The following is a 25,139-nucleotide window of genomic DNA, read 5'->3' on the forward strand; positions in this document are numbered from 1 at the left end:
ATTCGACGGATTCACCGCGCTGCAAGAGCGGGATGCTGGTGACAGCAGAAGCGTCGAAACGTGCCACCGCGATGGTCGCTCGATCCACGGCTGCAAGCGTTTCAGGGCGCAGCTGCAACTCAGCGTCGGCGATGTGTAGGACAAGGGCCCTCTCCTTCGGGATGCACCTCTCCAACCATCAAGCGAAGTATTTCGCGCATGAGCTTGAGCGAAGTTACGCTAATGACCATGTCGGCAAGCTTACAGGACTGCTTTTCGACGCCCAGGTGGAACCCAAACCTCACCAGATTGAGGCAACACTATTCGCACTGAAGGGCAACGCGGCAAGGGGCGTCGTGTTGGCGGATGAGGTCGGCCTCGGTAAGACGATCGAGGCGGGCATTGTTATTACGCAGTATTGGGCGGAGCGTAAACGTCGCACCCTGATCGTTGTCCCTGCCAGCCACCCGGACTCGGGGTTTGTGGCAAAGCGTGTTCTACTGTGATGATCCTGCGGTGATTCGGCTTTCCATCCTGAGGCGGAAACTCTAACGAGCTTTTCCCAAAGTTCGGAGCCTTTTTCAGGTGCAGTTTCGTCACTCGAACACATCAGCGCAATCGCATGCAGAGGTGTCAGAAGCGCGCGATACTCTAAAGAGGTATCAATTCTCTCTCGTCACTCTAGAAAGGTCTCTCTCCATGGCCTCCATTTTCCGCACTGTCTCGTGGGAAGTGCAGCAACTTGTCAATGATGTTCACTCTGGAAAGATTCAACTTCCAGATCTCCAGAGGCCATTTGTCTGGCCCACGTCGAAGGTTCGTGACCTTTTTGATTCGATGTACCGCGGCTACCCAGTAGGCGAACTTATGTTTTGGGACGTTGCTGCCGATGGTGAGTCTCGATCAATTTCAGGTGACGCGAATTTCATCGGCCAGCACCAAATTATCGACGGCCAGCAGCGCTTGACCAGTCTTTATGCCGCAATAAAAGGCTTTCCTGTCCGGGACGTTAACTATAACGAGAAACAGATCCGTATTGCGTTCAATCCATTTAGTGAGAAGTTTGAGGTTCGTACACCACCTATTGCCAAATCCCCGGAGTGGATCGAAGACATTTCGACCTATTTCGCCAGCCCCTTCAAGGCAACAAAAGCATTCTTCAAGAGGTATGAAGAATCCGGCGGAACTCTTAGCGATGAAGAAGAAGAGGCAATTCATGATGTCTTTAGCAAACTGTCTGGGCTAGAGAAATATCAGTTCAACGTCGTCCACCTTCAGAGCGAAGCGGACAAGCGCCTCGTTGCTGACGTCTTCGTGCGCATCAACTCAGAAGGAGTTCGGCTGAAGGCATACGACTATATTCTGACGTGGCTCAGCGTCTTTTGGCCTGAAGGCCGTGAACAAATCGAGGAGTTTTCACGCAACTCCCGTATGTCCCCAGCCCACGCGAGCTCCGCACTGAGGAAAGAAATCCGGTGGACGGCTCACAACCCCTATATTGAAGTTGAGAACGGCCACCTTGTTCGTGCAATGGTTGCTGTCGGGCAGCGACGAGGCCGACTGCAAGATGCGTACGCCGCCCTTCAAGCAAAGGAACGGCACACCGGCCGCGTGAACTCTGAGCGTCAAGAACGCGAACTAGGGCTCCTCAAAGATGCTCTTCCGGTCGTCCTGGATCCCACGAACTGGACGGAATTCATTCGTTCGATTCAGGCGGCTGGATTCCGAACCAACCGGAACGTCACCTCGCACATGAACATCATCTACTCTTACGTGATCTTCTTGCTTGGACGCAATGATTTCGGCGTCGAGCTCGCTCGCCTTCGCGCGCTGGTTGCCCGCTGGCTCTTCATGTCGCAACTCACTGCCCGCTACACGGGCTCATCGGAATCCCAAATCCAGAAGGACCTCGACCAGATTGCTGCGCTGGACAAAGGCGACGCGGATGGCTTCGAAGAGCTGCTTAACCGTACGATTAGCACTCAACTCACCGAAGACTACTGGCGTTTCAATCTGCCCCAGAACTTGGTTACTTCCGGCGCTGCCCTATCGCCGCATTACCAGTGCTACCTCGCTGCGCTGAACATCCTGGATGCAAAGATGTTCATGCTCAACGAGCGCGTGCGTGATTGGATGGATCCCAACCAGCCCGCGGCTAAGGGCACCGAAGGCCACCATCTTTTTCCACGCAAATACCAGGAAAAGGTTTTGGGGATTACGGACTTCAAGCGCATCAACCAGGTGGCTAACTTCGCTCCCACTGATTGGGCTACCAACATCCATATTTCAGATCGCGCCCCGAAGGACTATTGGCAAGAACTCGTCGAGAAGCGCTCGCAAGGCGAGGAATGGCTGAAGCAACAGATGTACTGGCATGCCATTCCAGAAGGTTGGGAAAACATGTCCTACGACGAGTTCCTTTCCAACCGCCGTAGGCTCATTTCCCAGGTTATCCGTGATGCTTTCGCCCACATCACAGCTGACTCTGCACCGGTGATTTCTACGTCTGACGTTGAAGAACGTTCCTGGTCTAGAACCCTGCAGGAGTTCTTTGAGGCCGGACTGTTGAAACCTGGCGACCTTCTCGATCCGGTTGATCCAGATTGGATTGTTGATGCCGTCGTTAATGAGGACGGCCATCTTGTCATCGATGGCGTCAATGTTTTTGACTCGTTGGATGAAGCCGCGCACTCCCTCGGCGTAACGAACCTCAAGGGCGAAGAGTTCTGGGCCTTGGAAGATGTCGATGACTTGGTTCCGCTTTCCAAATTGTCTGCTAGTTAATAGGAGGTTTTATTCCTTCTCGCCAGAGCTTTGCGACCATAGCACAGCCTCTTTCTGACCTACTCGATTTCCGCAACGGGGTGGAGCGTTAGGAAGCAAAGTTGATGGCTACTTCCAAGCCCCACACAAATGGAAGCGACGATAGTGATGCCGGGGCGGCGTCGATAAGCAGTGCAGCCACCAAATCCGAAGGAACGGCCTAGAGTTGGGTGCTCACGCTGTTTGGGACGGCAGTGGATGCCGGCATCCTGTTCCCGCCTCTACTAGCACGCTCCTGCTAGCTCCGCTTGCCACCGCCTACTCCCCCAGCGCGCGCCCCTGGATCCCCTTCGGCACGGCCACCACGGCCAGCATCGAGCACACGCACAGTGCGGCGATGTACGCACCGATGTAGATGGCGTTCCCGGTGCGTTCCAGGATCAATTGCGAGATCATCGGAGCGAACGCGCCGCCGATGATGGAGCCGAGCGCGTAGCTGATGTTCAGGCCAGACAGGCGGACGGAGGCCGGGAAGATCTCTGCGTAGAGGGCGGATTGCGGCCCGTAGGTCACGCCGAGCAGGATGCCGAGGACGATGGTGGCTAGGGCGAAGAGGAAGATCTCGCCGGAGTCAACAAGCACCCACTGCGGTAGCGACCAGAGGATGAGCGCGGCGTAGCCCCAGATGAAGACGGCGCGGCGACCGATGACGTCGGAAATATGCCCGCTGACCAGGGTGGAGATGAACCACGCGCCGCTGCCCAGCAGCATGATCCCCAGCACCACCGGCCGAGGGAAGCCGAGCGTTTTGGACCCGTAGGAGACGAAGAACGCGATGAGCAGGTAGCCGGCGGCGTTATTGCCGGCGAAGATGAGCGCGCACTGCCCGACCAGCTTGGAGTGGCCCGCGAACAGGTCCTTCAGCGGCGCGGACGAGCGCTCGCACAGCTGCTCCATCTCGGTGAACACGGGCGATTCCTCGACGGAGCGGCGGATGAATACACCGACCAGGATGAGTGCCAGCGAGGACAAAAATGGGATGCGCCAGCCCCACGCCTCGAATTGTTCAGGCGTCATCGCGGCGGTGAGCGTGAGCATCATGATGGTCACCAGCATCATCCCCAGCGGCACGCCGATCTGCGGAAACGCGCCGAAGTAGCCCCTGCGAAGGCCGGGCGCGTGCTCGACAGCGATGAGCGCGGCGCCACCCCACTCACCGCCCGCAGACATGCCCTGCACGATCCGCAGCACCACGAGCAGGATCGGCGCGGCAATCCCCCAGGACTCGTAGTTGGGCAGCAGCCCCATGAGGAACGTCGCAAAGCCCATGCCCACCAGCGTGAGCACGAGCACAGGCTTCCTCCCAAGGCGATCGCCCAGGTGGCCCGCAAGAATCGCCCCAAAGGGGCGGAACAGGAACGAGATGCCTATCGACGCCCACGCGATAATCTGGGCCAGCCCCGGCGACTCCTGGGCCACCGGGTTGAAGAACTGCGTGGCAAAGATCAGGCCCGCCGCCTGTGCGTAGATGAAGAAGTCGAACCATTCAATCGTGGTACCAACCAGCGCGCCGCCGAGGACGCGCTTGTGCTCGTTGGTGAGCTTTTCATCAATTCCGTGTGAAGTTGTCACTCAAGTGCTCCTGGTCTCACCGGCGCCACCATGGCAAAACGTGACGGCCGTCGGGTGCATGTCATGCTACAGGATCCCCCTTTCCGCAGCGCACGGGCGTGTTCGGCGCGGTTGCTACACTCACCACACAACCGCCACTCGCCCGAAAGGCCCCGCCATGCTCCTGCCACAGCAGATAGGTCACGTGAACGTGCCGCCGCTGAAGATCCAAGGGATCAAGACCAAACTTGTCCCCTTCATCGCGGCGAACGTTCGGTGGGACGGATCAGGAACCTATTACGAACCGTTTATGGGTTCGGGCGTCGTGGGGTTCAACCTCGCGCCCCAGCGCGCGGTGTTTGTGGACATCAATCCGCACCTGGTCAACTTCTACCGCAGCATCCAATCCGGGGAGCTCACCGCCTGGAAGGTCCGCGACTACCTGGAGCAGGCGGCGCCGAAGCTGGCCGCAACCCCGGCGGACAAGCACTCCTACTACTACGAGGTCCGCGACCGCTTCAATGAGACCGGCAGCCCCTTCGACTTCCTCTTCCTGCAGCGCAGCAACTTCAACGGCATGATGCGGTTCAACGCCAAGGGCAGGTACAACGTCCCCTTCTGCCGGAAGCCGCAGCGCTTCCAGCCTGCGCTGATTACCAAGATCGTGAACCAGGTCCACTGGGTGGAAACGCTCCTCGCCCAGCGCCCCGAGTGGGAGTTCCGCCACGCCAACTTCACCGACATCATCGGCCAGCTCACGGAGCAGGACTTTCTGTACTTGGATCCGCCGTACATCGATAGGCATGACGAGTACTTCTGCACCTGGAGCCAGGACCTCGCCGACCAGCTGGCCCGCCAGGTACAGGACTCCCCCGCCGGGTACGCGCTGAGCATGTGGCACTCCAACATCCACCGCGAGAACACGCATTTGCGCGCCTGGGAGGGCGAGCTGCGCACCACCGAGCACTTCTACCACGTCGGCGCGTCGGTGCAGAACCGCAAGGCGATGACGGAGGCGTTGGTCATTTCGCCCGGGCACGCGGTGCCGGGGGATGAAGTGGCGTCGACAAGCGCCAAAGCAAGCCCCGAAGCGAGCCTGGCAACGCTGTTTTAGTTCAGCCGAATCGCCCAGCCGCGATCGGCCACGAAGTCCTTGTACTGCGCGTAGGACGCGCGCAGCTGCGCGGGGTCGAACGGGGCGCTGTCCTGGCGTTCCAGCCAGTCGAAGTACGCGGGCAGGTTCTTGAACTTCGCGCGTTTGACCTCGGCGGAGTCGGCGTTTCTGGGGTGGTTGCGCCAGTAGTGCTCGAACACGTCGTGGCCGAGCAGGGCGAACGGGCCGGCGCCGTATTGGAACGGCTCCATCGACGTCGCCTTGAACGTGGCCAGATTGTCGGTGTTGCCGCTGCCGGTCTTGTCCCCGGCCAAGCGGTACTTCTCCATGAACGCCACCTCGACGTCCTCGTAAGCGGGGCGGATGCTGTCGATGTCGGCGACGGGAACGCGGGTCGTCTCGAAGCGGTTCGTCCGCGAATACAGGAACGCCAGCACGTAGTGCGCGTCGTAATCGTCGTACGTGCGGTAAATGTTCTTCGTCCCGTCGTTGCGCAGGTAGCTGGTGAAACTGCCCAGGGTGAAGCTGAACGCGCGCGTCGCCCCGCGCTTGCCCACGCTGCGGTAGGTGGATTTGACGTCAATGGCAATGAGCCGCCCATTCGGCTTCTCCAGCACGAAGTCCGGGTACTGGGTCTGCACCTCGCTTTCGCGGAAGGTGTACCCCAGCGCATCGGCAAGCTGCTTCACGTACGCCGTCGCCACCACCTCAAACGCGCGCCCCACGATCTTCGAGTCATTCCCAAACGTGAACACGTCCCCGTCCTTGTTCACGATCCCCACCAGCTGCCAGTCCGCCGCATCCTTGGGCAGCAGCCCCAGCATCGTGCGCACCACCGCGTCCTCGTGCCGAGGCAGCAGCGCCTCCCGCTCCACTTCGCTTGCCGACGCCACCGGCCCCTCTTCAATCCGCATTCCCCTACCCTAAACCAGGGCGGTCTCGCTTATCGACGCCACCGCGCCCTGGGTGTTGGGCGGGAACCCCGCCTCTCCGTATCAATGGAGCCAAAGCGAATCCCCCCCCCATCCCCGGTGGTTACGCTACCCAGTTGAGGCAGAAGACGATCCATGGCAGCGCAACAATGTCAATCAGCACGGCACCCGAAAGTGGGACAACCACCATTGCTACCTTTGACTGCAATCCGTGCTTGCGGCCAACCGCATCCATGTTGGCAACCGCGTTCGGAGTGCCGCCAAGGCCGTGCCCCATCATGCCTCCGCAAATGACTGCGGCATCGTAGTTTCTGCCCAGAACCCGAAAAACGACAAACACGACCAAAGCAGCAAGTACAGCAACCTGTACAAGCAAGATGACCAGGAGCGGCAGTGCGAGATCGTAGAGGTCCCAAATCTTGAGACTCATCATGGCTTGGGTGAGGAAATAGCCTAAGGAGACGTCAGAAATCAGCTTGAGGGTTTTCCCGTGAATCTTCACCCACCCAAGGGCGTCGTTAACGTTGCGCAAGACAATCGCAATGAGCATGGCCCCGACGTATCCCGGCAGCGAGTACCCGGTCCATTCACCGAAGAGTTCGCCCAGGTAGACACCGATCGCGACCACTACGCCGATAACGGCCGCAGTCGCGGTGACGGACCCTTCGCTGATGTCTGAGTCGTTGTCCACTCCGCGCTCTTCGACGTTGCCGATATCGTGGGTCTCCACCGCGAGGTTGTTTCGCTTGATGAGCCAGGTTGCCAAGGGGCCGCCAATGAGCGATCCGGCGATCAACCCAAATGTTGCCGCCGCAATAGCGACAGCGGTAGCACCTTGCGCGCCAAGCTCTTCTGCCGTTGGACCGAACGCCGCAGCAGCGCCGTGGCCACCTTCGAGTGAAACAGCTCCTGCCATGATGCCCAGAAGCTCGTTGAGCCCCAAGACCTTGGCGAGGCCAATTCCAACGAGATTCTGGAGAATCGCTACCGACCAACACGCCAGCAGGTACACCATGAGAAAACGCCCGCCAGTCTTAATCAGGCTGAGCGATGCTCCCAGACCAATCGTGGTGAAGAACGCCAACATTGCGGGCGACTGCAGCGTGGTGTCAACCGTGAGCTCAACCGATCCCCACTCCCGCAGCCCAAGCACCACAAGGGCAAAGAGAAAACCCCCAACCACGGGCCCCGGAATGGCAAACATGCTGAATACCTTCCAGCTTCTCGCCGCCCAAGCGCCAAACAACAGCAAAAGCAGTGTGATCGCTGCCGAGCTGATCAGTCCTATCTCAATTTGCATATGTCACCCTCTTTCATCATTTGTGAACACGATTACTTTAAACACCACAGTGAGGTAGCTCGCTCTTCGGGCGGGTGTTATCACCTTCACAAGGAAGAAGAAAGGGTCAAACAAGCATCGATCCATGTACTGAAAGAACAAAGGTCCCGCGTAACTCGGTAGTCGGTCGGCTTTCCGTTCCCGCAGGACCTTGTTTAGGGGCGGTCTCCCCTACACCTCCGGCAGCAGCTCCGACTGCTCGCCCACCGTCGTGATCACCAGCGCGTCGCGGGCGCGCGAGGCGGCGACGTAAAGCAGGGAGCGCTCCTGCTGCAAAGCAGCGGCGTAGTCCTCGCCGGACAGCCCGGCGAGGCGGAAGGGCTGCGGGAGGATGTCGCGGCCCACGCTCATCAGGATGACGTGCGTGAACTCCATACCCTTGGCGCCGTGCATGGTCATCACGGCCACCTGCTCCCCCGACGCGTGCGCCGCGTCCTTGGTCTGCACGGCGTCGATGCCGTGGTCGGCCAGCCCGCTGACAATGCGGCTCAGCTGCCCGCGGGTGCGGCACATCACGCCGATGCGGGGCTCGTGGACCTCGTCGGCATCCAGCCAGTAGTTGATGTAGGCGGCCGCTGCGTCGAACTCCTCGTCCGGTGTGGCGCAGCGCAGGAGCTGGGGGTTCGGGCCGGAGCGGGCGGATCGGTAGCCGCGGGTGTCATCGGTCTCTCCCGCGGAGTCGGTGAACTCCCCCGCCGCGTTGAGGATGCGCACGGCGTAGTCCAGGTTCTCCTTGGTGGTGCGGTAGTTCAGCGTGAGCTTGCGCGACGCCTTGCCGCGCGTGAAGATGCCGAAACGGCTGAGCACCAGGGGCTGGCCGTAGATGCGCTGGTGGGAGTCCTCGGCGAGGAAGATGTCGTTGGGGCCCGGGTCCACGCAGGCGCGGAGGAAGCGCCAGTGGCCGGCGTTGAAGTCCTGGGCCTCGTCAACCACGACGTGGTCGAATAGGGCGCGGTCGGTGCGGTCGCGCTGGATGCGCAGGAGCTCGGCGCCCACGGCGGACATGGTGGGCCAGAACAGCTTGCCGTCCACCGCCTGGGTCTGCATCGCGGACTGCAGGAGCGTCCACACCACCTTTCGTTGAGCCCTACTCAACGGCGTGCCTCGGCCGGTACGGGCCACCTTGAGGTACTCCGCCTTGGTGGTGATGGAGTTGGCCAGCACAACGCCCTCGTACTCGCGCTGGAGGAAAGTCTCGTTGGTGGTGCCGGCGGGGAGGGAATCGGCGACGGTGGCGTCGATAAGCAAGAGCCCTCCCCAGACGCGGGCGGCCTCGTCGTTGCTGTACGGGCGCACGCGCGAGGTGCCGGTGCCGAGGACGCGGCGGGTGGCCTCCTCGACGTCGGCGGGCGCGGCGGCGGTGATCACGTGGCGGACCAGCTTATCAATGTTGGTGACGCACAGGCCGGGCTCGCCGGGCTCCGCGGCGGGGTAGTTGGGGTTGAGCGCGGCCATCTGCTGGCGCAGGCCGCCCGCCAAACCGTCCGTGAAGGTGGTGAGCAGCACGCGGGGTTGACCCCGCTTGAGCAGGTGATTCGCGCGGTGGACGTCCACGACCGTCTTGCCGGTGCCGGCGCCGCCGAAGACGCGGGCCGAACCCTTGTGGTCGCCCTCGACGATGCGGCGCTGCTCCGGGTGGATGTACACGCGCCACTGGTCGAAGCTGCCGGACTCGATGACCGCGCGCAGCGAGTCGGTGTCCACGTCGTCTACGTAGGCGAACTCCAGCTGGGCGGCGTCCTGCTTGAGGCCGGCGAGGATGCGCGCGTCCTCGGAACCCGGCTGGTCAGCGGCCTTGCCCGCAGCGTCGGTGGTGAGGTTGAGCATCTCCTTGACGTCGTCAATCGTGTAGCCGGCGACGAGCCCCTCCACGGCCTCCGTCTCCCACTTCGGGCGGCCCTGCATGAGCGCCACCAGCTGGGATTCCCGGGTGAGCACGAAGAGCATCTCCGCGATCGTCTCGTCCACGCCGAGCTCGTCGTGCAGCAGCGCCGGCGTGTACCCGTGCTTCTCCAGCTCGGTGCGCGGCGGCACCTCCTCCGGCTTCAGCTCCACCGGCGTGACAGCCGCCTGCGCCTTGGCCAGCTCCTCGGCCTCGCGGGCCGCCTCCTCGGCCTTGCGCTGCGAGTCCGACACCTCCGGCTCATGGGCGCCCGAATCGTCCGCACCATCCGGCGCCGTCCGCTCGATCAGCTCCGTGATGCCGTTGACCGCGTTGGCGCGCAGCTCCAGCCGGGCCGGGTCGAAGCGGCGCGCGGACTCGATGCCCTCGTCGTGCGAGTCGACGTGGACGAGGACGAAGTGGTGCACGTCGCCGTCGCGAAGCTCAAAGAGCACGGCGCGGAACTGGTCATTGATGCGCCCGGTGCGCACGCGCTTGTCCACCGAGTTCTTAATGGTCTTGATGTTCAGCGACGGGTTCGTCGGATCCGCGGCGAGCGTCTGCAGGAAGTCCATCGTGGGCTTCATCAAACTGCCGTCCAGCTTCAACCCGCCGTACAGCGAAAAGGTCACCATGCTGCTACTCCTTCATGTCCTGGTCCGATGCTAGTTGCCCAGCAGTGCCTGCGGAATCGCGTCCGGGGTCAGCCCCTCCGGATGCACAATGGTCCACCCGCCGCGCACGAGGTCCGCCTCGGCCTCCGCGTACGACGGGTCCGCCTCCAGCAGCAGCGCCACCTTCGCCTCGCGCCAGATCAGCGCGGTGGGCAGGCTGCCCAGCTCCTCGCCGATCTCGCTCGCCGGCGCCGCGTGCTGAGCGGCAAGCGTGCGCAGCGCCGCCACCACGGCCTCCTCGTCCTCGAATTCCTCGATCGCCTCGGCCCAGGCCCCAGCGACCTGCGGCGCGGGCTCCGCGGGCAGGGTTCGCTTCTCGACGCCCCCCGCACTCGTCTCCACACGCACACCCTGACCCGCAAGCCAGAGCACATTGGCCATGCGCAGGTACTCGTTCCACGCGTCGGCCTCCAGCACGCCCGCGGAGGTGTCCATGAACAGGCGCTCGGGCGCGAACTCGGTTGGCGAAAGTGGGCGCAGGTCCAGGCACGCCCCGCTCGGCAGGGCAACGCGGACCATGGAATCGACCACGCTCTGCTGCCTGCCCGGCGCGCCCAGCAGCAGTTCGGCCAGCCCGCGTCCCAGCGCGGGGAAGGTGGCGGTGCGCGGCGCCTTGAGGTAGCGCAGCAGCTGCTCCATGGGGGAGGCGAGGAGGAAGTCCACGGCGTCGCTGTCCAGCTTGGGCAGGCCCGAGATCGTCCGTCGCAGCTCCGCGGTGACCCACCAGGGGGCGGCGGCGTCGGCGCCCTCGCGCTCGAATCTGTCCAGGTCGGCGTCGGTGAGGTTCCACGGGATCGTGTCGTCCTCGTAGTGCAGGGTGGCGCGCTTGATCATGTCCTGTGGGAAGCGGAAGTGCGCCTGGCTGGCGTGGTAGGCGTAGCCGTCCGTGTACACGGCGACGGGGCGGACGTCGCCGCGGCGCCGGTGGGTGAACAGGAAGTCGGGGACCGTGTGCCCCTTGTTCACCTGCTCCTTCATCACCCACTGCTCGCCGCTGGCGCCGGGGAAGGTGATCTCCAGCTCCATGCGTCCGGCGTTCGGGCGATCCGCCACTGTGACGTTTCGCGCCTCGAGCGCGGCGCGCAGCACCTCGCGGAAGCGCAGCTCCAGGGTGGAACCCTCGTCGGGCGCGGGCGGGGTGGTCTGCGGCTCCCACGGCACCGCGAGCGCGTCCGCGCCGTCGGCCGGGTGGGCCTCGTTGCGCAGGATGGCGCGGATGGCGCGCTCGGCCGCGCCGCGCGAGGTCACGTCCTTGTGGCGGAACTCGGTGTAGGGGAGCAGGCAGTGCGCGCAGGCGAGGCGCTCGTCGCTGTGGCACTCGCACGCCGCCACGCGCCGGTAGGCCTGCTCGAACAGGCCGCGGACCTGCGCCGGGGACGCGAACTGGGAGAGGTAGCCGGTGCCGCCCGGCACGCTGTCGTGCAGGAGCAGCGCCTCGATCACGCCGCCGCCCGCCGGGTTGGGCACTGTCACCGTGTCCACCTTGAGGTGCTCCGGGTCGCCGCCGAGCACCTCCTTGAAGCCCAGGCGCAGTGCCGCGGTGAGGCTGGGCACGGTGGCCTTGTCGCCGGCGGTGAGCGTGCGCGGGATGTGCAGCAGCACGCCCTGGGTGCGCAGCGAACGGCCGAGCGCGGTGGTGACCGTGTCCTCGTCGCGCTCCTTGCGCTGCGGGCACCAGGGGCGGTGGTCCCACTTGCTGTTCTCGCCGCGGGCGGAGTCCACGTGGCCGCAGATCCGGCACAGCGTGAACAGGGGAGCGTCCACCTCGCGCCCGGCGAGCATGCGCGGCTGCGCCTGGCCCTTGCCCAGGTTGAACCAGCTCAGGTCCGCCTGCGGCAGGTACTCTGCGCCGAAGCCGCCGCTTAAGTACCAGTGCCCGCCGTCGGGGGCGTGCTCGGGCACCGCGAAGGACATGGCGGTGTGGAAGAAGGTGGTGCGGCGCTCCTCGGCGGAGGCGTCGATGGTGGCGTTGCTGCGGTCCACCTCGGCGGCCACCTTGCGCATCTGGATCACGTCCATGAGCTGGCCCTTATCGGCGAACGCTGCCGCACCACACCGCGGGCACGCGCCCACAACGCCAGCGCCACCCGTAGCGGCAGCGCTCGCCCCGCCGACGGCGACGCGCTCACCGTAGGAGCAGGCGGGGCACAGGCGCCACTGCTCCACGTTCTGGCCGTCGAAGCCCATCTCCACCGAGTCGATGGTCGCGGCGATGCCGCGGGCGTAGAAGGTCGCGCCCGGTGCGAGTTCTTGCAACGCAGAGGACACGCCGCGTTGGAGCTCGAAGCTTTCCGGCATGAACTCCATGGTGGTGGGGTTGAGGTAGGAGATGGCCACGGCGAGTTCTACGGAGTCGTCGATAAGCGTGAAGTTGGGCAGCAGCCCGTAGCGTTCCAGGGCGGAGACCCAGCGCTCGCGGAGCGCGAGCTCGTGCAGGTCGCGCTGGGTGCGCTTGAGCGCGGCGCTGACGCTGCGCTTTTCACGCTCGAGGTCCTCGTCGACAAATTCGGTGTCCAGAGATGCGGCGGCGTTGGCATCGCGCTTCTTCAGCTCGGCCTCCACGTCGCGCAGCGCGGCGGCGCGATCTTGCAGCACTCGTACCTCGGCGTTCCACTGCTCGCGCGCGGCGGTCAGCGCCGCGGTAAGCGTCTCTGGGCCTTGTCCGGTAGCCCAGGCGCGGACGCGTTCCAACAGCTCCGGGTCGAGCTCCTCGCCAGACAGCGAGTCCAGGAACTGGTCCACCTTGTCTTCCACGCCCGCGGCGATGACCTCCTGCAACACGGAGACCAGGGGCCGATCGGCGTAGCCGAAGACCGACTTCGCGTCGGTGGGGTCGACGCCGAGGGACTCCAGGTCGGTGGCGTCGATGAGGTAGGCGGCGAGCTGGCGGTGCAGGATCTCGGTGGCGGAGAGGAAGGCGGCGGGCGGGGCGACGGCGCCGGCGATCACGCTGAGCGGCTCGTTGAGCTTGGACAGAGTGGGCCCGCGGCCTTGGACGAAGGCGAGGACGAGCGAGTTGCCGGTCAGTCGCCCGGCGCGCCCGACGCGCTGCACGTAGTTGGCCACGGTGGTGGGCAGCGAGGCGAGCATGACGGTGGACAGGTCGCCGATGTCAATACCCATCTCCAAGGTTGGGGTGGCTACCAGCACGTTTGGGGCGTCGGCGGCGGGGTTCGCGCCGCCGCGGAAGGCGTGTTCGAGCGCGAGCCGTTCCTCGGGCGGGACCAGGCTCGTGTGCTCCTTGGCCACGACGGTGCGCGGTTGGGCGGAGGTGTAGAGGCTCCAGTAGTAGTTGGGTTCGACGGGCAGTTCCTCGTAGGTGCCGGAGCAGCCGGGGGTTGCGCAGGGCTGGTCTTGCATAAGGTTTCGCGCATGCTTATCGACGCCCAACTGCGCGTGGCAGATCCCACACCGCAACAGCTTCGGTGCGGCCTCACTGGAGACCACGACCTGCTCCGGCTCGAGCGCGTAGATGGTCCCGCCGGTCTTGGTCTGCACGGGTGTGACCGCATTCCTGCTGGCCAGGGCCTTGAAGAAGTCGCGGAGGACGGCTGCGGCATCGTGGGGGGACAGCCCCAGCATGGTGGAGGTCCAGCGGGCGTAGCGGCCGCGCGGGCTGGACAGGGGAGTAATGCCGCGGTCCTTGTCGTTTAAGGATTCGCCCACACGCGGGAACTCGGGCGCACCGCCGCGGGGGAAGGCGGGCACGCCCTTGGACTTGGCCAGCCGGTTGTGCAGGTGCCAGCTGTTGCCGTCGTCGCGCAGGTAGGACTTCAGCCACGGGTGGTTGATCCCGCCGCGCTCGCGGACCTGCTCGACCAGGCCGCGCGCCCAGCGCAGCTGCACGTCGGCGTCGCCGCTGATGGTGGACTGCTCGGCGGCGTGAGATACGGCCTCGCGGGCGGCGGAGGCAAGCACGGCGTCCGGGATGTCCACGCCCACGTTCAGCGCGCCGGTGAGCGTCAGCGAGCGGGCCAGGTCAGCGCGCTGGCCGAACTCCAGGGCGACGTCGAAGGCGAGGCGCTGCTTCGCCTCACGGGTGGCGCTGCGGCGGGCCTGGGCATCCGCGCTGAAGTCCCAGAACGGGCGGTAGTTCACCGTGTCGGCCAGCTCCGGGGGCAGGAGCTCGTAGCGTGCGCGGGCGGGGTCGTTGTCGGGGGAGTGGTACACGGCGGCGTCGATAATGCGCTGCGGCATCTCGGCGAGGCTCACCGTCTCATCGCCCACGACCGCGTAGGTGAAGGTGCGCAGCGCGAACGCGTGGGAACGGGACTGGACAAAGCCGGCGCGGTGGGCGGCGTCCTGCACGGAGTCGGCGAAGACGAGCGTCTTCTTCTCGTCCTGATCCAGCTCGCCCATGCCGAAGAGGTTGGACAGCCCCACGGACAGCAGCGTGGCCACGCGCGAACCGATGAAGCGGATGGTGTCCGGCTCGCCGCACGACGGGCAGACCTGGTCCTTGGCGTAGTCGGCGGCGTCTTGGCCCGAGTAGGTGAGCACGGGCACGGAGGTGCCGCGCAAGAGCTCCTCCGCGCTGGGGGCGGCGGTGGACAGCGCGCGGGTCTCCGTGTGCAGCCACATGGGGGTGCGCTTGCCCTCGGGGTCGCGGGTGGCGGTGAAGTCCACACCGTCGGTGGTGGCCTGGCGCAGCTCGTTGATGGCGGTGATCAGGGGGCGCTGGCGCTCGATGTGCTCGATGGACTGCGTGCGGATCTCCGCCGGGTCCAGCATCGGCGCCTCGGTGCCCGGCTCCAGGCTGGTCATCCACCCGGCGCGCCCGCAGGCACGGCAGTAGCAGGCGGGCAGCCACACGGCGGGGGCTTGCTCGTCCGTGGCTTCGGCGGTGACGTCGGCGCCCTCGCCGACCACGCCGTCGTCGTACCAGCGGAACTCCTTGCCGTCCGCGGTGGGGGTCACGGCGCGGTCGATGCGCGATACCTCGCGCACCCACAGGTGCGTATCCACACCCGGCAGTCGCTTGCCCTCAAACCCGTACTTCTCGCCCGCGAGCGCGCGCAGGTGCGCCACCGCCGTGAGCAGGTGCGTGACAAACTCGGCGGCCTCGTCGCCCCTGAGCTGGCGCACCACTGCCTGCCCCAGCACCGCCTCCGGCAGGGCGGTCGCCTCGCCCGCGCGCGCCACCATCGGCCGCGCCTGCGCCGCTGCCTCGATGATCGCCCTGGTCAGCGGGTGTTGCGCGTACGCGGCGATCGTCGCCTCGAGCGCCTCGCCGCAGCCCCACACGCGCCTGCGAAACACGTCCAGCACCACCTCGGCGTGCTCGCGCCCCGTCGCGTCCCCCGCGATCGCGCCCAGCACCTCACGGATGGCGTCTACGCTGGGCATTTCGCCTATCGACGCCCCCTCATTCCCCCCATACGTCCCCGCCATCTCCGCCTGCCACTGGTCGAAGGTCAGCGCGGTTTCTCCGATCAGCGCGTCGGCGGGGAAGGGCTCGCCGAAGATGGTGCGCGCGAACTCCAGGATGCGGCCCGTATCGCCCTCGCCGCCCAGCGTGGCCGACGTGGCCACCGGCGTGACCCGGCCCAGCGGGTTGTCCGCGTACTCGCCCAGGAACCCGTCCGGCTGGTGCGACTTCAGCATGAGCCCCAGGCGGCGCAGGAGGAGCGCGACGTCGGTGCCCTGCGCGCCGTCGTAGGTGTGGAACTCATCGAGCACCAGGTACTGCAGGGAGGTGGCGCTCGCACGCCAGATGTCGCGGTCGGCGGGGCGCAGGAGCAGCTCATCCAGCATCTTGTAGTTGGTGAGCAGGATGTCCGGCGGGTTCTTGCGCAGGGTGTCGCGGTCCGTGATCAGCGAGTCCTCCGTCACCTTGGTCACGCCCGTGTTCTGGTCGCCGACGTAGATGCCGGCGTCCACGCCCTCCAGCCCCGCCTCCGAGGTGAGGAGGGCGGCCAGGCGGCTGGCCTGGTCGTTGGCCAGCGCATTCATGGGGTAGAGCAACAGCGCTTTGACGCCGCGCTGGCCCTTCTCCCGCATCCGCTTCGCGTGCGCGAGGATGGGGTAGAGGAAGGCCTCCGTCTTACCCGAGCCCGTGCCCGTGATCACCAGGGTGGGCTCTGGGCGACGCTCGCCCGCCTGGGTGCGGCTGCGCAGGCGCTGAAAAGCTTCTGCCTGGTGGTGATAGGGAGTAAACCAGGCGGGGAGCCACCCCAGCAGCCCCTCCCACTGCGTGGCGCGCGCATACGGCAGGCGGGTGCGCACGTAGGGGCCGCGGAACATGCCGGTCTCGGTGTCGTCCAGAAACGACCTCAGCGCCTTCGCAGTATCCGGGTTGGCCAGCGAGAACGTCGTGGTGAGGTACTCAGTGACGCCCTCAAGGACGTGCGCGGACGCGTGGACGGGAAGAAGAGTAGACACGTCTTCCTACTGTATTGGCCAACTAAAGACCGTGCATTAATGGGGAACAGGAATTCGTTGAATAATTACAAGATCGAGCAATCCAATCGCTCGCCTGCAATTGTGGCTCGAGTGCCTGTCCTGTGTCCGCTAGCGCGAAAAACCCAAGCCAGAACACCTTTGATTAGACAATTCAATGAAGATGTTCTCTGCAATTCATCACTGACATGCTCAATCTTCGCTATCTGGGTTGCAGCCAACTCTAAATCAGACTCAACATCCTTCATTCGGCAGGTTGACAAGCAATGACTCGTCAAATTCCCACGTTTCACTAGCCAGACCAATCAATGAATTATTCTTCTTCAGCATTACTTCAAGTTGCTTATAAAACTCAATTACTTCCTTCCGATTCCTCAAATCGGAAACCCAAGCGCGTGCTAGCCGAGTAAACCCACTTTCAAATCTCTTCCAAACCTGCTTATAGACCTCACGCTTCGCACGACCTTTGGGTTTATTTAAATTATCCGATAGGTAGTCGAGAACCACTTTTTCAAACACGCTATAGGAATAGCCCTCGTGACGCATTTGACGGCTATCCCAGAAGCTTCGCTCATCTTCCTTAATCTTTTTCCCGTATTCTACAAGAAACTTCTCCGGCGAATCCCCCCCAGGAAGAAATATCAATTTATTTGATTTATTGGCTGAGTTGCTTTGGTCTCCGTCAAGCACACCGAAGGCGGGCGTTTCAGCCCAGAGGTCTCTCACAGCAAACAACTGCTTCAGAATAGATGCCCCCATGTTAACTTCCACCAATCTCAACTTGGCGGCAATTTGAGTGAATCCTGGATCAACCTGCGACAGAATTCTAACGAGTTCATTGAATACAGTCCGCGCCTCAGCATCCTCCATCAGTACAAAAATCTCGTTGTTACTTAGGAGAGCTTCTCTAGTTAAAGTACTTAAATCCATTCTAAAACTAGCCATCGACGGCTCTTGTTCCAACTCTGCGCTTCCATTCGCAAGCGACCTAAAGTACAGAATATTATCTTTATGACGCAAGCCTTCCTCTAACACGTTAAAGCTGTGTGACGTAAAGAAGACTCTGATATTCCAATCTTTGGACTCTTTACGAAGCTTGCTCATGAGATCTATTTGCATCGCCGGATGCAATGTTGCGTCAAATTCATCAATTAACAGAACTGATGGACTTTTCTCGGTTTTCGTCGCGTACTCTTTCAGAGCTTGAAACGCATATAGTATTACGAATACATTATCTTGGCCTGCTGAAACTGTGTTTGAATCAACACCATCCGTCGTGGTGTCAAAACTACCTGCTAGCTTTCCCCCATCCCACGAACCCGTCTCAGTTTGCAGCAATTTTAGTCTCGCAATACGGCTGTACGCTTTCTTAAGTTCTTCCATCGACTCGTCAGATAGAACATGCCGTTTCTTGAACCTAATTTGATCATCAATTTCCCCTGGCGCTGACAGCCTCGAAAGCCCTAAGTAGATCGCAGGCACCGACGGAAGGCCCCACGGCTTAGATTGACTGTAGTAGGGAATAAGGCGATGTCGCGCGTCCTGTTTGGAGTTGTGCCTTCTGAAATCCAAACTCCTTCCGCCTTCATAACGGACAGTAAAAAGCGTGCCGACAGTACCTAGCGAGGGGTCGCTATATTTTGAGTCTCGGATCAGTTGTTCGACTTTAAGATTAAGTACTTTCGAGAATCCCGACAATAGCTTATTCCGTGCTACCTCCTCCATCCAGGGCAGACTACCCACTGGCCGTTGAAAAGCATTGCTAAGCAAATATAAAATGCTGCTTTTCCCGATGCCGTTAGCTCCACTAATGATGTTTAGTCCGGGAGAAAAAGGGATCTCGATGTCCGTGAAGCTTCTGTATGAAACTATTTTTATTGACTCAACGTGTCCGGACCAGGGTTCTTTAGAATTTGGAGTTGCTTGTTCAGAACTAGCGTTTTCACTATTCGAGGTCTCAGTCATGCTTTCTCCAATTCCGATGGAATTCTTAAATCTTTTGAAAAAAAGAGGTACTCCCTCTTGCTTTGCCTACTGTTCAAGGAGTAGCGAAGTGTCAGGTAGCGCATGCGCAATTCACGATAGATTTCTCGGGCCAATGGGTGTTCGTCGTAAGAGACGATAAACGCGCATCCGCTGTCTACAATCTGCCTGCTAAAGACACAATGGTCTTTTTGGGAGAAACTATTGTGGTAAAGGGCGGAGCCTTTGCCAATGTACGGAGGGTCAGCGTAAACAAAATGCTGATCCGATACCAACCTTAATTTCTCCAGCAAGATGCCGGCATCATCAGAAAATACCTGGATTTGCTCACGATGTTGATAGATTTTTTCGATTTTTTTACACAGATTGTCAATTGTTGTGGGCGTCAGACGCGCATCAAGTTTCGTCACACCACTTTGCGACTTCCCCCCAACTGGCCCGCCACGCAAAATTCCTGCGCGGTTTGTACGGTTAAGGAATAAGGTTGCGAACGCATGCTCTGGAGTCCATTGCTTAGACTCGTCTTCATAGATAGCACGTTGCATAACCCATGATTCCATGTCGACGGGCGTATCAAATAGGCGATCACAAAGGTAACCAGGCTCTGCAAGTACCGTTCGCCAAAAATTCGCAATGGCGGGATCAACATCATTCAAAATAATCGAAGGCACATCTCCTTCGAAGAGAAACTTGAGTGCCAATCCCGCACCACCAGCGAAAGGCTCTACATATGTCCGATCCGACATTTCGTTAACGCGGAGAATCGAAGCGATCTGTTCATATACCTGCGATTTTCCACCCGGATAGCGCAGTGGTGTGTGTGTAATCGGCACTCTTAAACCACCTCATGTCCTCAAAATGCAGGCGTCAACTTCAAATTCCAACTAGATTAATGGCTACATCTTACGCTAGATTCTTGGACAACGCTTCGATTCTTGCAGACAACAGGGAACTACTAGACCCTCCCACCTGGGGGTTCCCAGGGCTCAAGCGAGGGCCCGGGGAAATCTGTCACTCCCCAAGGCCCCAAAGGCCCGAAGCCCCAAGGGCCCCAACCCCCAAAATTCCCTGCCTAATCCAACTCAGCCAGCAACGCATCCAGCGTCGCCTCAGCGCCAACCTCGTGGAGCGACTTCAACACGCGGGCGTAGGGCTCGGTGAAACGCTCGTCGTCGACAAGGTCGCCGAAGACCTCGCGGTCGCGCAGGAAGGCGAGGACATCCTCGCGGGTGCCCTGCGCGGTTTCCTGCAGGCGATCCGCCATGCGGTCGACCACCTTGATCGGGTTGCCCTGCTCGTCCACACCCTCGGCGTAGCGGGCCCAGGACGCAACGATCGCGGCCGACAGCGTCACGGGAGCCGCGCCGGATTCCAGGTTCTCGCGCACGACCGGGAGCAGCCACTTCGGGATACGGTCCGAGGACTCCGCGCACAGGCGCGCGACGGTGTCCTTCACCGCGGCGTTGCCGAAGCGGGCGATGAGCTGGTGGCGGTAGGCGTCCAGGTCCACGCCCGGCAGCGGCCGCAGCGACGGGGTGCCCTCGCGCTCCATGTAGGCAAGCAGGAAGTCGCGGAAGCGCTTGTCCGCCATCACATCGTGGACAAACTCGTGGCCGGCGAGGTGGCCGAAGTAGCACAGGCCCTGGTGGGAGGCGTTGAGGAGGCGGAGCTTCATCAGCTCGTAGGGCACGACATCTTGGACAAGCTCAACGCCCACCTTGCCGTAGTCGGGGCGGCCGGCGACGAAATTGTCCTCCAGCACCCACTGGGTAAAGTCCTCGCACACCACGGGCCACTCGTCGACGTAGCTGAACTTCTGGGTGATGTCGGCGCGGTCGCCGTCCGTCGTCTCCGGGGTGATGCGGTCCACCATGGAGTTGGGGAAGGTCACGTTGTCCTCGATCCACTCGGCGAGCCCCGGGGAGACGGCGGTGGCGAAGGCGTGGAACATGCGCTGCGCCATGTGGCCGTTGCCCTGGATGTTGTCGCAGGACATGATGGTGAACGGGCGGGTGCCGCGCTCCTTGCGGGTGAGTATCGCCGCGGTGATCAGGCCGTAGAAGGTGGTCAGGGAGGCGAAGTCGCCTGCCTGCAGCGCCTCGATGTCGGCCGCGATGTGCGGGTTGTGCAGGTCAAACTCGCCGCGGACGTGGTCGAAGTTGTAGCCGCCCTCGGTGACCGTGAGCGAGACGATCTTGATCTGCTCATCCGCAAGCTTATCGACGGCCACCTGCGGGTCGTCCGGCGCAAAGACGTAATCAATGATGGAGCCGACCACGCGCGCGTGCTCCGAGCCGTCCGGCGCCTTCTCGGTGACGGTGTAGAGGCAGTCCTGGGACTTCAGGGCGTCGCGCATGCGGGAATCGCCAGGCATGACGCCCATGCCGACGATGCCCCAGTCGGTGTTCAGGCCCTGGGAGAGGAGCTTGTCCAGGTAGAGAGCCTGGTGGGCGCGGTGGAAGCCGCCGACGCCGAAGTGGACGATGCCGGGGGTGACGGCGGAGCGGTCGTAGGTGGGGACGGCGACGTCGGTGCTTTCAGCGATCTGCTGCAGGGTGTCGTTGGAGAGGTGGATGGTCATGGTGCTTCCTTAAGCAAGTGAGGTGGTGTGGGGGACGCCGTCGAAACCGGGCTGCGTGCCCTTGAGCTGGGTGCCCATCCAGGCGGCGAGGAGGAACAGGGCGCAGAAGATGAGGATCAGGCCGGTGGCGCCCACGAGCGGGTAGAACACGGCCACCAGCAGCGGGCCGGCCGCGACCGCCCCGCCGACGCCCAAGTTGTAGGCGGCCATGGCGGCACCGGGGCGCTCCGGGTTGAGCGAGACGGCGATGGGGGAGAGCGGGACGAACCCGGCCAGGGCCACGCCGAGGAGGCAGGCCGCGACCAGCGAGAGGGCGAAGCCGACGCCGTCGGGCAGGCCCGCGTCCACGGAGAGCATCGGGACGAAGTACACCAGCGCGAGCGCGATGCAGCAGGAGATGGCGCCGGCCCAGACGACGGTCTTGGACCAGCCGATCTTGTCGCCGACGATGCCAAACAGCGGGTTGAACGGCAGGTTGACCAGGTAGATCACCGTGGTCATGATGAGGAACCACTCAAGCGGCCAGTCCAGCCGCTCGGAGAAGTACGCCGGGAAGAACACCGCCATGGCGTAGGTGGGGATGGAGTTGATGGTGCGGATGACGGCGACGTAGATGGCGCGCTTGTCGCGGGCGAGGAGACGGAAGGACTCGCCAAGCGTGTCGCGGATGTCGTCCGGGTTCTCCACCAGCGGCTTGCGGCCGCGCGCTTCCTTCACGCCCAGCAGCGCGATGAGCGCGCCAATAACGACGAGAGCCAGCGAAATCCACAGCGTCTGATAGAAGGAGAGGTGGAAGACGCCGATGGAGACGGTGGCCACGAGCGCGCCCAGCGTGGGCAGGCCCGCGGAGAAGCCGACGTAGAACCAGCCGGTGCCCGCGCCGCGGTGCTCCGGCGCGGAGACGGCGGTGATCCACACCAGGAAGGCGTAGGCGAAGAGCGGGTAGCCGAACCCGCGCAGTCCATACAGCGCGAAGATGAGGAACTTGCTGTTCATCGGCAGTGCGACGGTAAGCAGTAGCACCTCCAGCACTACCCAGATGGCGGCGCCGATGATCATCACCTTGCGCGGCCCCCACAGGTCCGACAGGGCGGCGGCGGAGAACGCGGCGATGGCCACGCTCACGCCGTACACGGTGACCAGGGTGCCCACGAGGGAGACGTTGAAGCCGTGCTCGCCGGAGAGGAACGGTTCCAGGATGTTGGTTTCTACCCCGTCGCCGATCATGAAGATGGTGAGGCCAACAAAGCCCCACAGCAGCGGTCGGGGGAAGCCAAGCCGATCGGCCCAGTCTTTGGGCCGTGTTGCTTGTGTTTGCAAGATTTGCTCCAGCCTGCAGTAAGAATGTGAATGGTGTAGATCACATGACTGCGGATGTGTGTGACCTAGATCAACAGGTAGCACCGCTTTCACATTTAATGCAACATCCTGTGAAATATTTTGTAAATATCCGCCCCCGCACAGGGGTATTGCCACACCGAAAGCAACATTGCGTAACACGCCAATGTTAGATTTTGTGGCAGCTGCGGACCCACCCCAGGACGAAAGTACGCACATGAGCCAACAAACACTCCGCCAGGCGGCGCTAATGGACGAGCTCCGCCTGCGGGGCGACACAAAGACGGTTGACCTCGCCGACACGCTGGGCGTGAGCTCGATGACGGTCCACCGCGACCTCCGGGCCCTGGCCTCGGTGGGCAAGGTGGAGCTCTTCCGCGGCGGCGCGCGCCTGAAACACGGCGAGTTCCGCGAACGCGACGTGGCCATCCGCCGCGCCACCAACACGCAGGTCAAGCAGGCGCTGGCCACCCGGGCCGCGGCGCTCATTGAGCCCGGCATGGTCATCGCCCTCGACGACTCGACCACCGTCGGCGCGATGGTCGACGCGGCGCTGGACGCCCACCCGGCCGGCCTGATCACCCACTCGTTGTCGGTGCTCAGCCACATCGCCACCACCGCCCGCCCGCAGGAGGGCCTGGTGCTCACCGGGCTGGGCGGGCGCTACGTCGCCGCCACCGACTCCTTCCTCGGCGCCTCCACGTGCCGGGCGATGGACACGCTGACCGCGTCGATGTCCTTTGTCTCCACCACCGCCATCAACGGCGACGCGCTCTGCCACCCGGACGAGGACGCCGCGGTGACCAAGACGGCGCTCATCGGGTTGGGCCAGCGCAAGGTCCTCGTGGTGGATTCTTCCAAGTTCGCGGTGGAGGGGATGCACTTCGTCGCAAAGCTCTCTGCCTTCGACGACATCGTCATTGACCAACACACCACCGACCAACACAACCGCGTCCTGGAGGAGTCCGGCGCCACGATCCACGTCGTGCGCACCGACGAGCCCGCGCGCGCCACCACAACCGCAAGCTAGGAGCCACTATGTCATTTGTACTCGGAATTGATTCGTCCACCCAGTCGACGAAGGCGCTGCTTGTGGATGCCGCCTCGGGCGAGGTCATCAACCAGCGCCGCGCCGCCCACCCCACGGGCACGCAGGTGGATCCGACCGCCTGGCTGGACGCGATGCGCGAGGCCACCGCGGGCCTGCTCGAGCGCGCCGACGCCGTGCCCGTGGGCGGCCAGCAGCACGGCATGGTCGCGCTCGACCGCGACAACCAGGTGGTGCGCAAGGCCATGTTGTGGAACGACACCTCGTCGGCGCCGCAGGCACGCACGCTTATCGACGAGCTCGGCGGACCCCGGGCCTCCGCCGAGAAGGTGGGCAGCGTGCTGGTCGCATCCTTCACCGGCACGAAGCTGCGCTGGATGCGCGACCACGAGCCGGACAACGCCCAGCGCACGGCCTCGGTCTGCCTGCCGCACGACTACCTCACCTGGCATTTGGGCGGGCGCGAGTGCTTGACGACGGACCACGGCGACGCCTCCGGCACCGGCTACTACTCCACCCGCGACCGCGTCTTCCTCCCCGAGCTGGCGGAGCGGTACCTCGGCTCCCAGGTGGCGCTGCCGCGGATTGCGGAGCCGAGCGAGATCGTGGGCACCACCGCGAGCGGCGCCAAGGTCGCGGCCGGCACCGGCGACAACATGGCAGCCGCGCTGGGGATGAGCCTGGAGCCCGGCGACGTGTGCGTGTCCATCGGCACCTCAGGGGTGGCCAGCGCGGTCTCCACCAAGAGCGTGCACGACAAGACCGGCGGCGTGACGGGCTTTTGCGACGCCACCGGCAACTACCTGCCGCTGGCCTGCACCCTCAACGGCGCGAAGGTGCTGGACTTCGCCGCGACCATGCTGGGCGTGGACCACCAACAGCTGGCGGAGCTGGCGCTGGCAGGCACGCCCGGCGCGCACGGTGTGACGCTCCTGCCGTACCTGGATGGCGAGCGCACCCCGAACCGGCCCAACGCGAAGGGCCAGTTCTACGGCATCACCACAACCACCAGCCGCGAGGACATCGCGCGCGCCGTGGTGGAGGGCCTGCTGTGCTCCATGCGCGACGCGATCGAGGCGCTGCAGCGCGCCACCGGCGTGACCACGGAGCGCGTCCTGCTCATCGGCGGCGGCGCGAAGAGCGAGGCGGTGCAAAAGATCGCCCCGACCATCTTCGGTGCCCCGGTGGTGGTGCCCAAGGCGTCCGAGTTCGTCGCGCTCGGCGCGGCCCGCCAGGCAGCGTGGGCGCTCTCGGACGAGGCGGAGCCGCCGCAATGGGGCGTGCATGATGCACAGACCTACGAGGGGACCTACTCCGAGCAGGCCGTTGCGCAGTACGAAGCGCTTCGCGACGCCACCGAGCACTTCGACGAGTTCGGCCAGGAGTCCTAGAGGCGCCGGAGGATGAGGTCGGCGGTATCCTCCGGGCCTGCCGACTACCCCCAAGCGTGAACGAATGTCACAAACGCTTGTGCATGAACTTCCGACTGCCCTATA

General features: G+C 63.2%; 13 protein-coding genes and 1 pseudogene. 5 read left to right on the top strand and 9 right to left on the bottom strand.

Features of this window, described 5'->3' with window-relative positions:
- Positions 1–131 precede the first annotated feature (131 nt).
- Together FPP74_RS09060 and FPP74_RS09065 are read left to right on the top strand one after the other, a co-directional pair.
- Positions 132–443: pseudogene (locus FPP74_RS09060) on the top strand (SNF2-related protein); the annotation flags it as partial.
- A gap of 235 nt (positions 444–678) precedes the next feature.
- The gene (locus FPP74_RS09065) at positions 679–2,763 is read left to right on the top strand and encodes a DUF262 domain-containing protein (RefSeq protein WP_144718114.1); all 2,085 of its coding nucleotides are present in this window, start codon (positions 679–681) and stop codon (positions 2,761–2,763) included.
- A gap of 297 nt (positions 2,764–3,060) precedes the next feature.
- Here FPP74_RS09065 and FPP74_RS09070 read toward each other — a convergent pair whose 3' ends face one another.
- Complete coding sequence (locus FPP74_RS09070; RefSeq protein WP_144718116.1) at positions 3,061–4,374, bottom strand: MFS transporter; 1,314 nt, start codon at positions 4,372–4,374, stop codon at positions 3,061–3,063.
- A gap of 157 nt (positions 4,375–4,531) precedes the next feature.
- Here FPP74_RS09070 and FPP74_RS09075 point away from each other — a divergent pair, with 157 nt between their 5' ends.
- On the top strand, positions 4,532–5,467 hold the full coding sequence (locus FPP74_RS09075) for a Dam family site-specific DNA-(adenine-N6)-methyltransferase (RefSeq protein WP_144718118.1): 936 nt from the start codon (positions 4,532–4,534) through the stop codon (positions 5,465–5,467).
- Here FPP74_RS09075 and FPP74_RS09080 read toward each other — a convergent pair.
- From FPP74_RS09080 to FPP74_RS09115, 8 genes are all read right to left on the bottom strand, one after another.
- A complete protein-coding gene (locus FPP74_RS09080; protein WP_144718120.1) occupies positions 5,464–6,381 on the bottom strand; it encodes a type II restriction endonuclease in 918 nt (305 codons plus the stop codon). The genes FPP74_RS09075 and FPP74_RS09080 overlap by 4 nt on opposite strands.
- A gap of 121 nt (positions 6,382–6,502) precedes the next feature.
- Positions 6,503–7,699 carry a sodium/glutamate symporter gene (gene gltS / locus FPP74_RS09085; protein ID WP_144718122.1) on the bottom strand — a complete coding sequence of 399 codons (1,197 nt, stop codon included), beginning with the start codon at positions 7,697–7,699 and terminating at the stop codon, positions 6,503–6,505.
- Between the two features lie 210 nt (positions 7,700–7,909).
- Positions 7,910–10,255 carry a 3'-5' exonuclease gene (locus FPP74_RS09090; RefSeq protein ID WP_144718124.1) on the bottom strand — a complete coding sequence of 782 codons (2,346 nt, stop codon included), beginning with the start codon at positions 10,253–10,255 and terminating at the stop codon, positions 7,910–7,912.
- A 30-nt stretch (positions 10,256–10,285) separates the two neighbouring features.
- The gene (locus FPP74_RS09095; protein WP_144718126.1) at positions 10,286–16,675 is read right to left on the bottom strand and encodes a DEAD/DEAH box helicase; all 6,390 of its coding nucleotides are present in this window, start codon (positions 16,673–16,675) and stop codon (positions 10,286–10,288) included.
- A 252-nt stretch (positions 16,676–16,927) separates the two neighbouring features.
- Positions 16,928–18,658, bottom strand: a complete 1,731-nt coding sequence (locus FPP74_RS09100; RefSeq protein WP_095553825.1) for an ATP-dependent endonuclease — start codon at positions 18,656–18,658, stop codon at positions 16,928–16,930.
- On the bottom strand, positions 18,655–19,509 hold the full coding sequence (locus tag FPP74_RS12270; RefSeq protein ID WP_095553826.1) for a DNA adenine methylase: 855 nt from the start codon (positions 19,507–19,509) through the stop codon (positions 18,655–18,657). Before FPP74_RS12270 ends, FPP74_RS09100 begins: the two co-directional genes overlap by 4 nt.
- A gap of 239 nt (positions 19,510–19,748) precedes the next feature.
- Positions 19,749–21,257, bottom strand: a complete 1,509-nt coding sequence (locus FPP74_RS09110; protein WP_095553827.1) for a mannitol dehydrogenase family protein — start codon at positions 21,255–21,257, stop codon at positions 19,749–19,751.
- Between the two features lie 9 nt (positions 21,258–21,266).
- Positions 21,267–22,580 (bottom strand): RbtT/DalT/CsbX family MFS transporter, encoded by a 1,314-nt coding sequence (locus FPP74_RS09115; RefSeq protein WP_369825030.1) that lies wholly within the window; start codon positions 22,578–22,580, stop codon positions 21,267–21,269.
- A gap of 232 nt (positions 22,581–22,812) precedes the next feature.
- Here FPP74_RS09115 and FPP74_RS09120 point away from each other — a divergent pair, with 232 nt between their 5' ends.
- Together FPP74_RS09120 and xylB are read left to right on the top strand one after the other, a co-directional pair.
- The gene (locus FPP74_RS09120; protein ID WP_095553829.1) at positions 22,813–23,625 is read left to right on the top strand and encodes a DeoR/GlpR family DNA-binding transcription regulator; all 813 of its coding nucleotides are present in this window, start codon (positions 22,813–22,815) and stop codon (positions 23,623–23,625) included.
- Positions 23,626–23,633: 8 nt separating this feature from the next.
- Complete coding sequence (gene xylB / locus FPP74_RS09125) at positions 23,634–25,034, top strand: xylulokinase (RefSeq protein ID WP_144718128.1); 1,401 nt, start codon at positions 23,634–23,636, stop codon at positions 25,032–25,034.
- Positions 25,035–25,139 lie beyond the last annotated feature (105 nt).

Origin of the sequence: Corynebacterium sp. NML180780, from assembly GCF_007786415.1 — a bacterium.
GTDB lineage: Bacteria > Actinomycetota > Actinomycetes > Mycobacteriales > Mycobacteriaceae > Corynebacterium > Corynebacterium gottingense.

Bases quoted from the DNA above. Each gene is read 5' to 3' on its own strand.
- gltS (WP_144718122.1), bottom strand. From the start codon at position 7,699: ATGCAAATTGAGATAGGACTGATCAGCTCGGCAGCGATCACACTGCTT.
- FPP74_RS09120 (WP_095553829.1), top strand. From the start codon at position 22,813: ATGAGCCAACAAACACTCCGCCAGGCGGCGCTAATGGACGAGCTCCGC.
- FPP74_RS09080 (WP_144718120.1), bottom strand. From the start codon at position 6,381: ATGCGGATTGAAGAGGGGCCGGTGGCGTCGGCAAGCGAAGTGGAGCGG.
- xylB (WP_144718128.1), top strand. From the start codon at position 23,634: ATGTCATTTGTACTCGGAATTGATTCGTCCACCCAGTCGACGAAGGCG.
- FPP74_RS09075 (WP_144718118.1), top strand. From the start codon at position 4,532: ATGCTCCTGCCACAGCAGATAGGTCACGTGAACGTGCCGCCGCTGAAG.
- FPP74_RS09090 (WP_144718124.1), bottom strand. From the start codon at position 10,255: ATGGTGACCTTTTCGCTGTACGGCGGGTTGAAGCTGGACGGCAGTTTG.
- FPP74_RS09110 (WP_095553827.1), bottom strand. From the start codon at position 21,257: ATGACCATCCACCTCTCCAACGACACCCTGCAGCAGATCGCTGAAAGC.
- FPP74_RS09065 (WP_144718114.1), top strand. From the start codon at position 679: ATGGCCTCCATTTTCCGCACTGTCTCGTGGGAAGTGCAGCAACTTGTC.
- FPP74_RS09100 (WP_095553825.1), bottom strand. From the start codon at position 18,658: ATGACTGAGACCTCGAATAGTGAAAACGCTAGTTCTGAACAAGCAACT.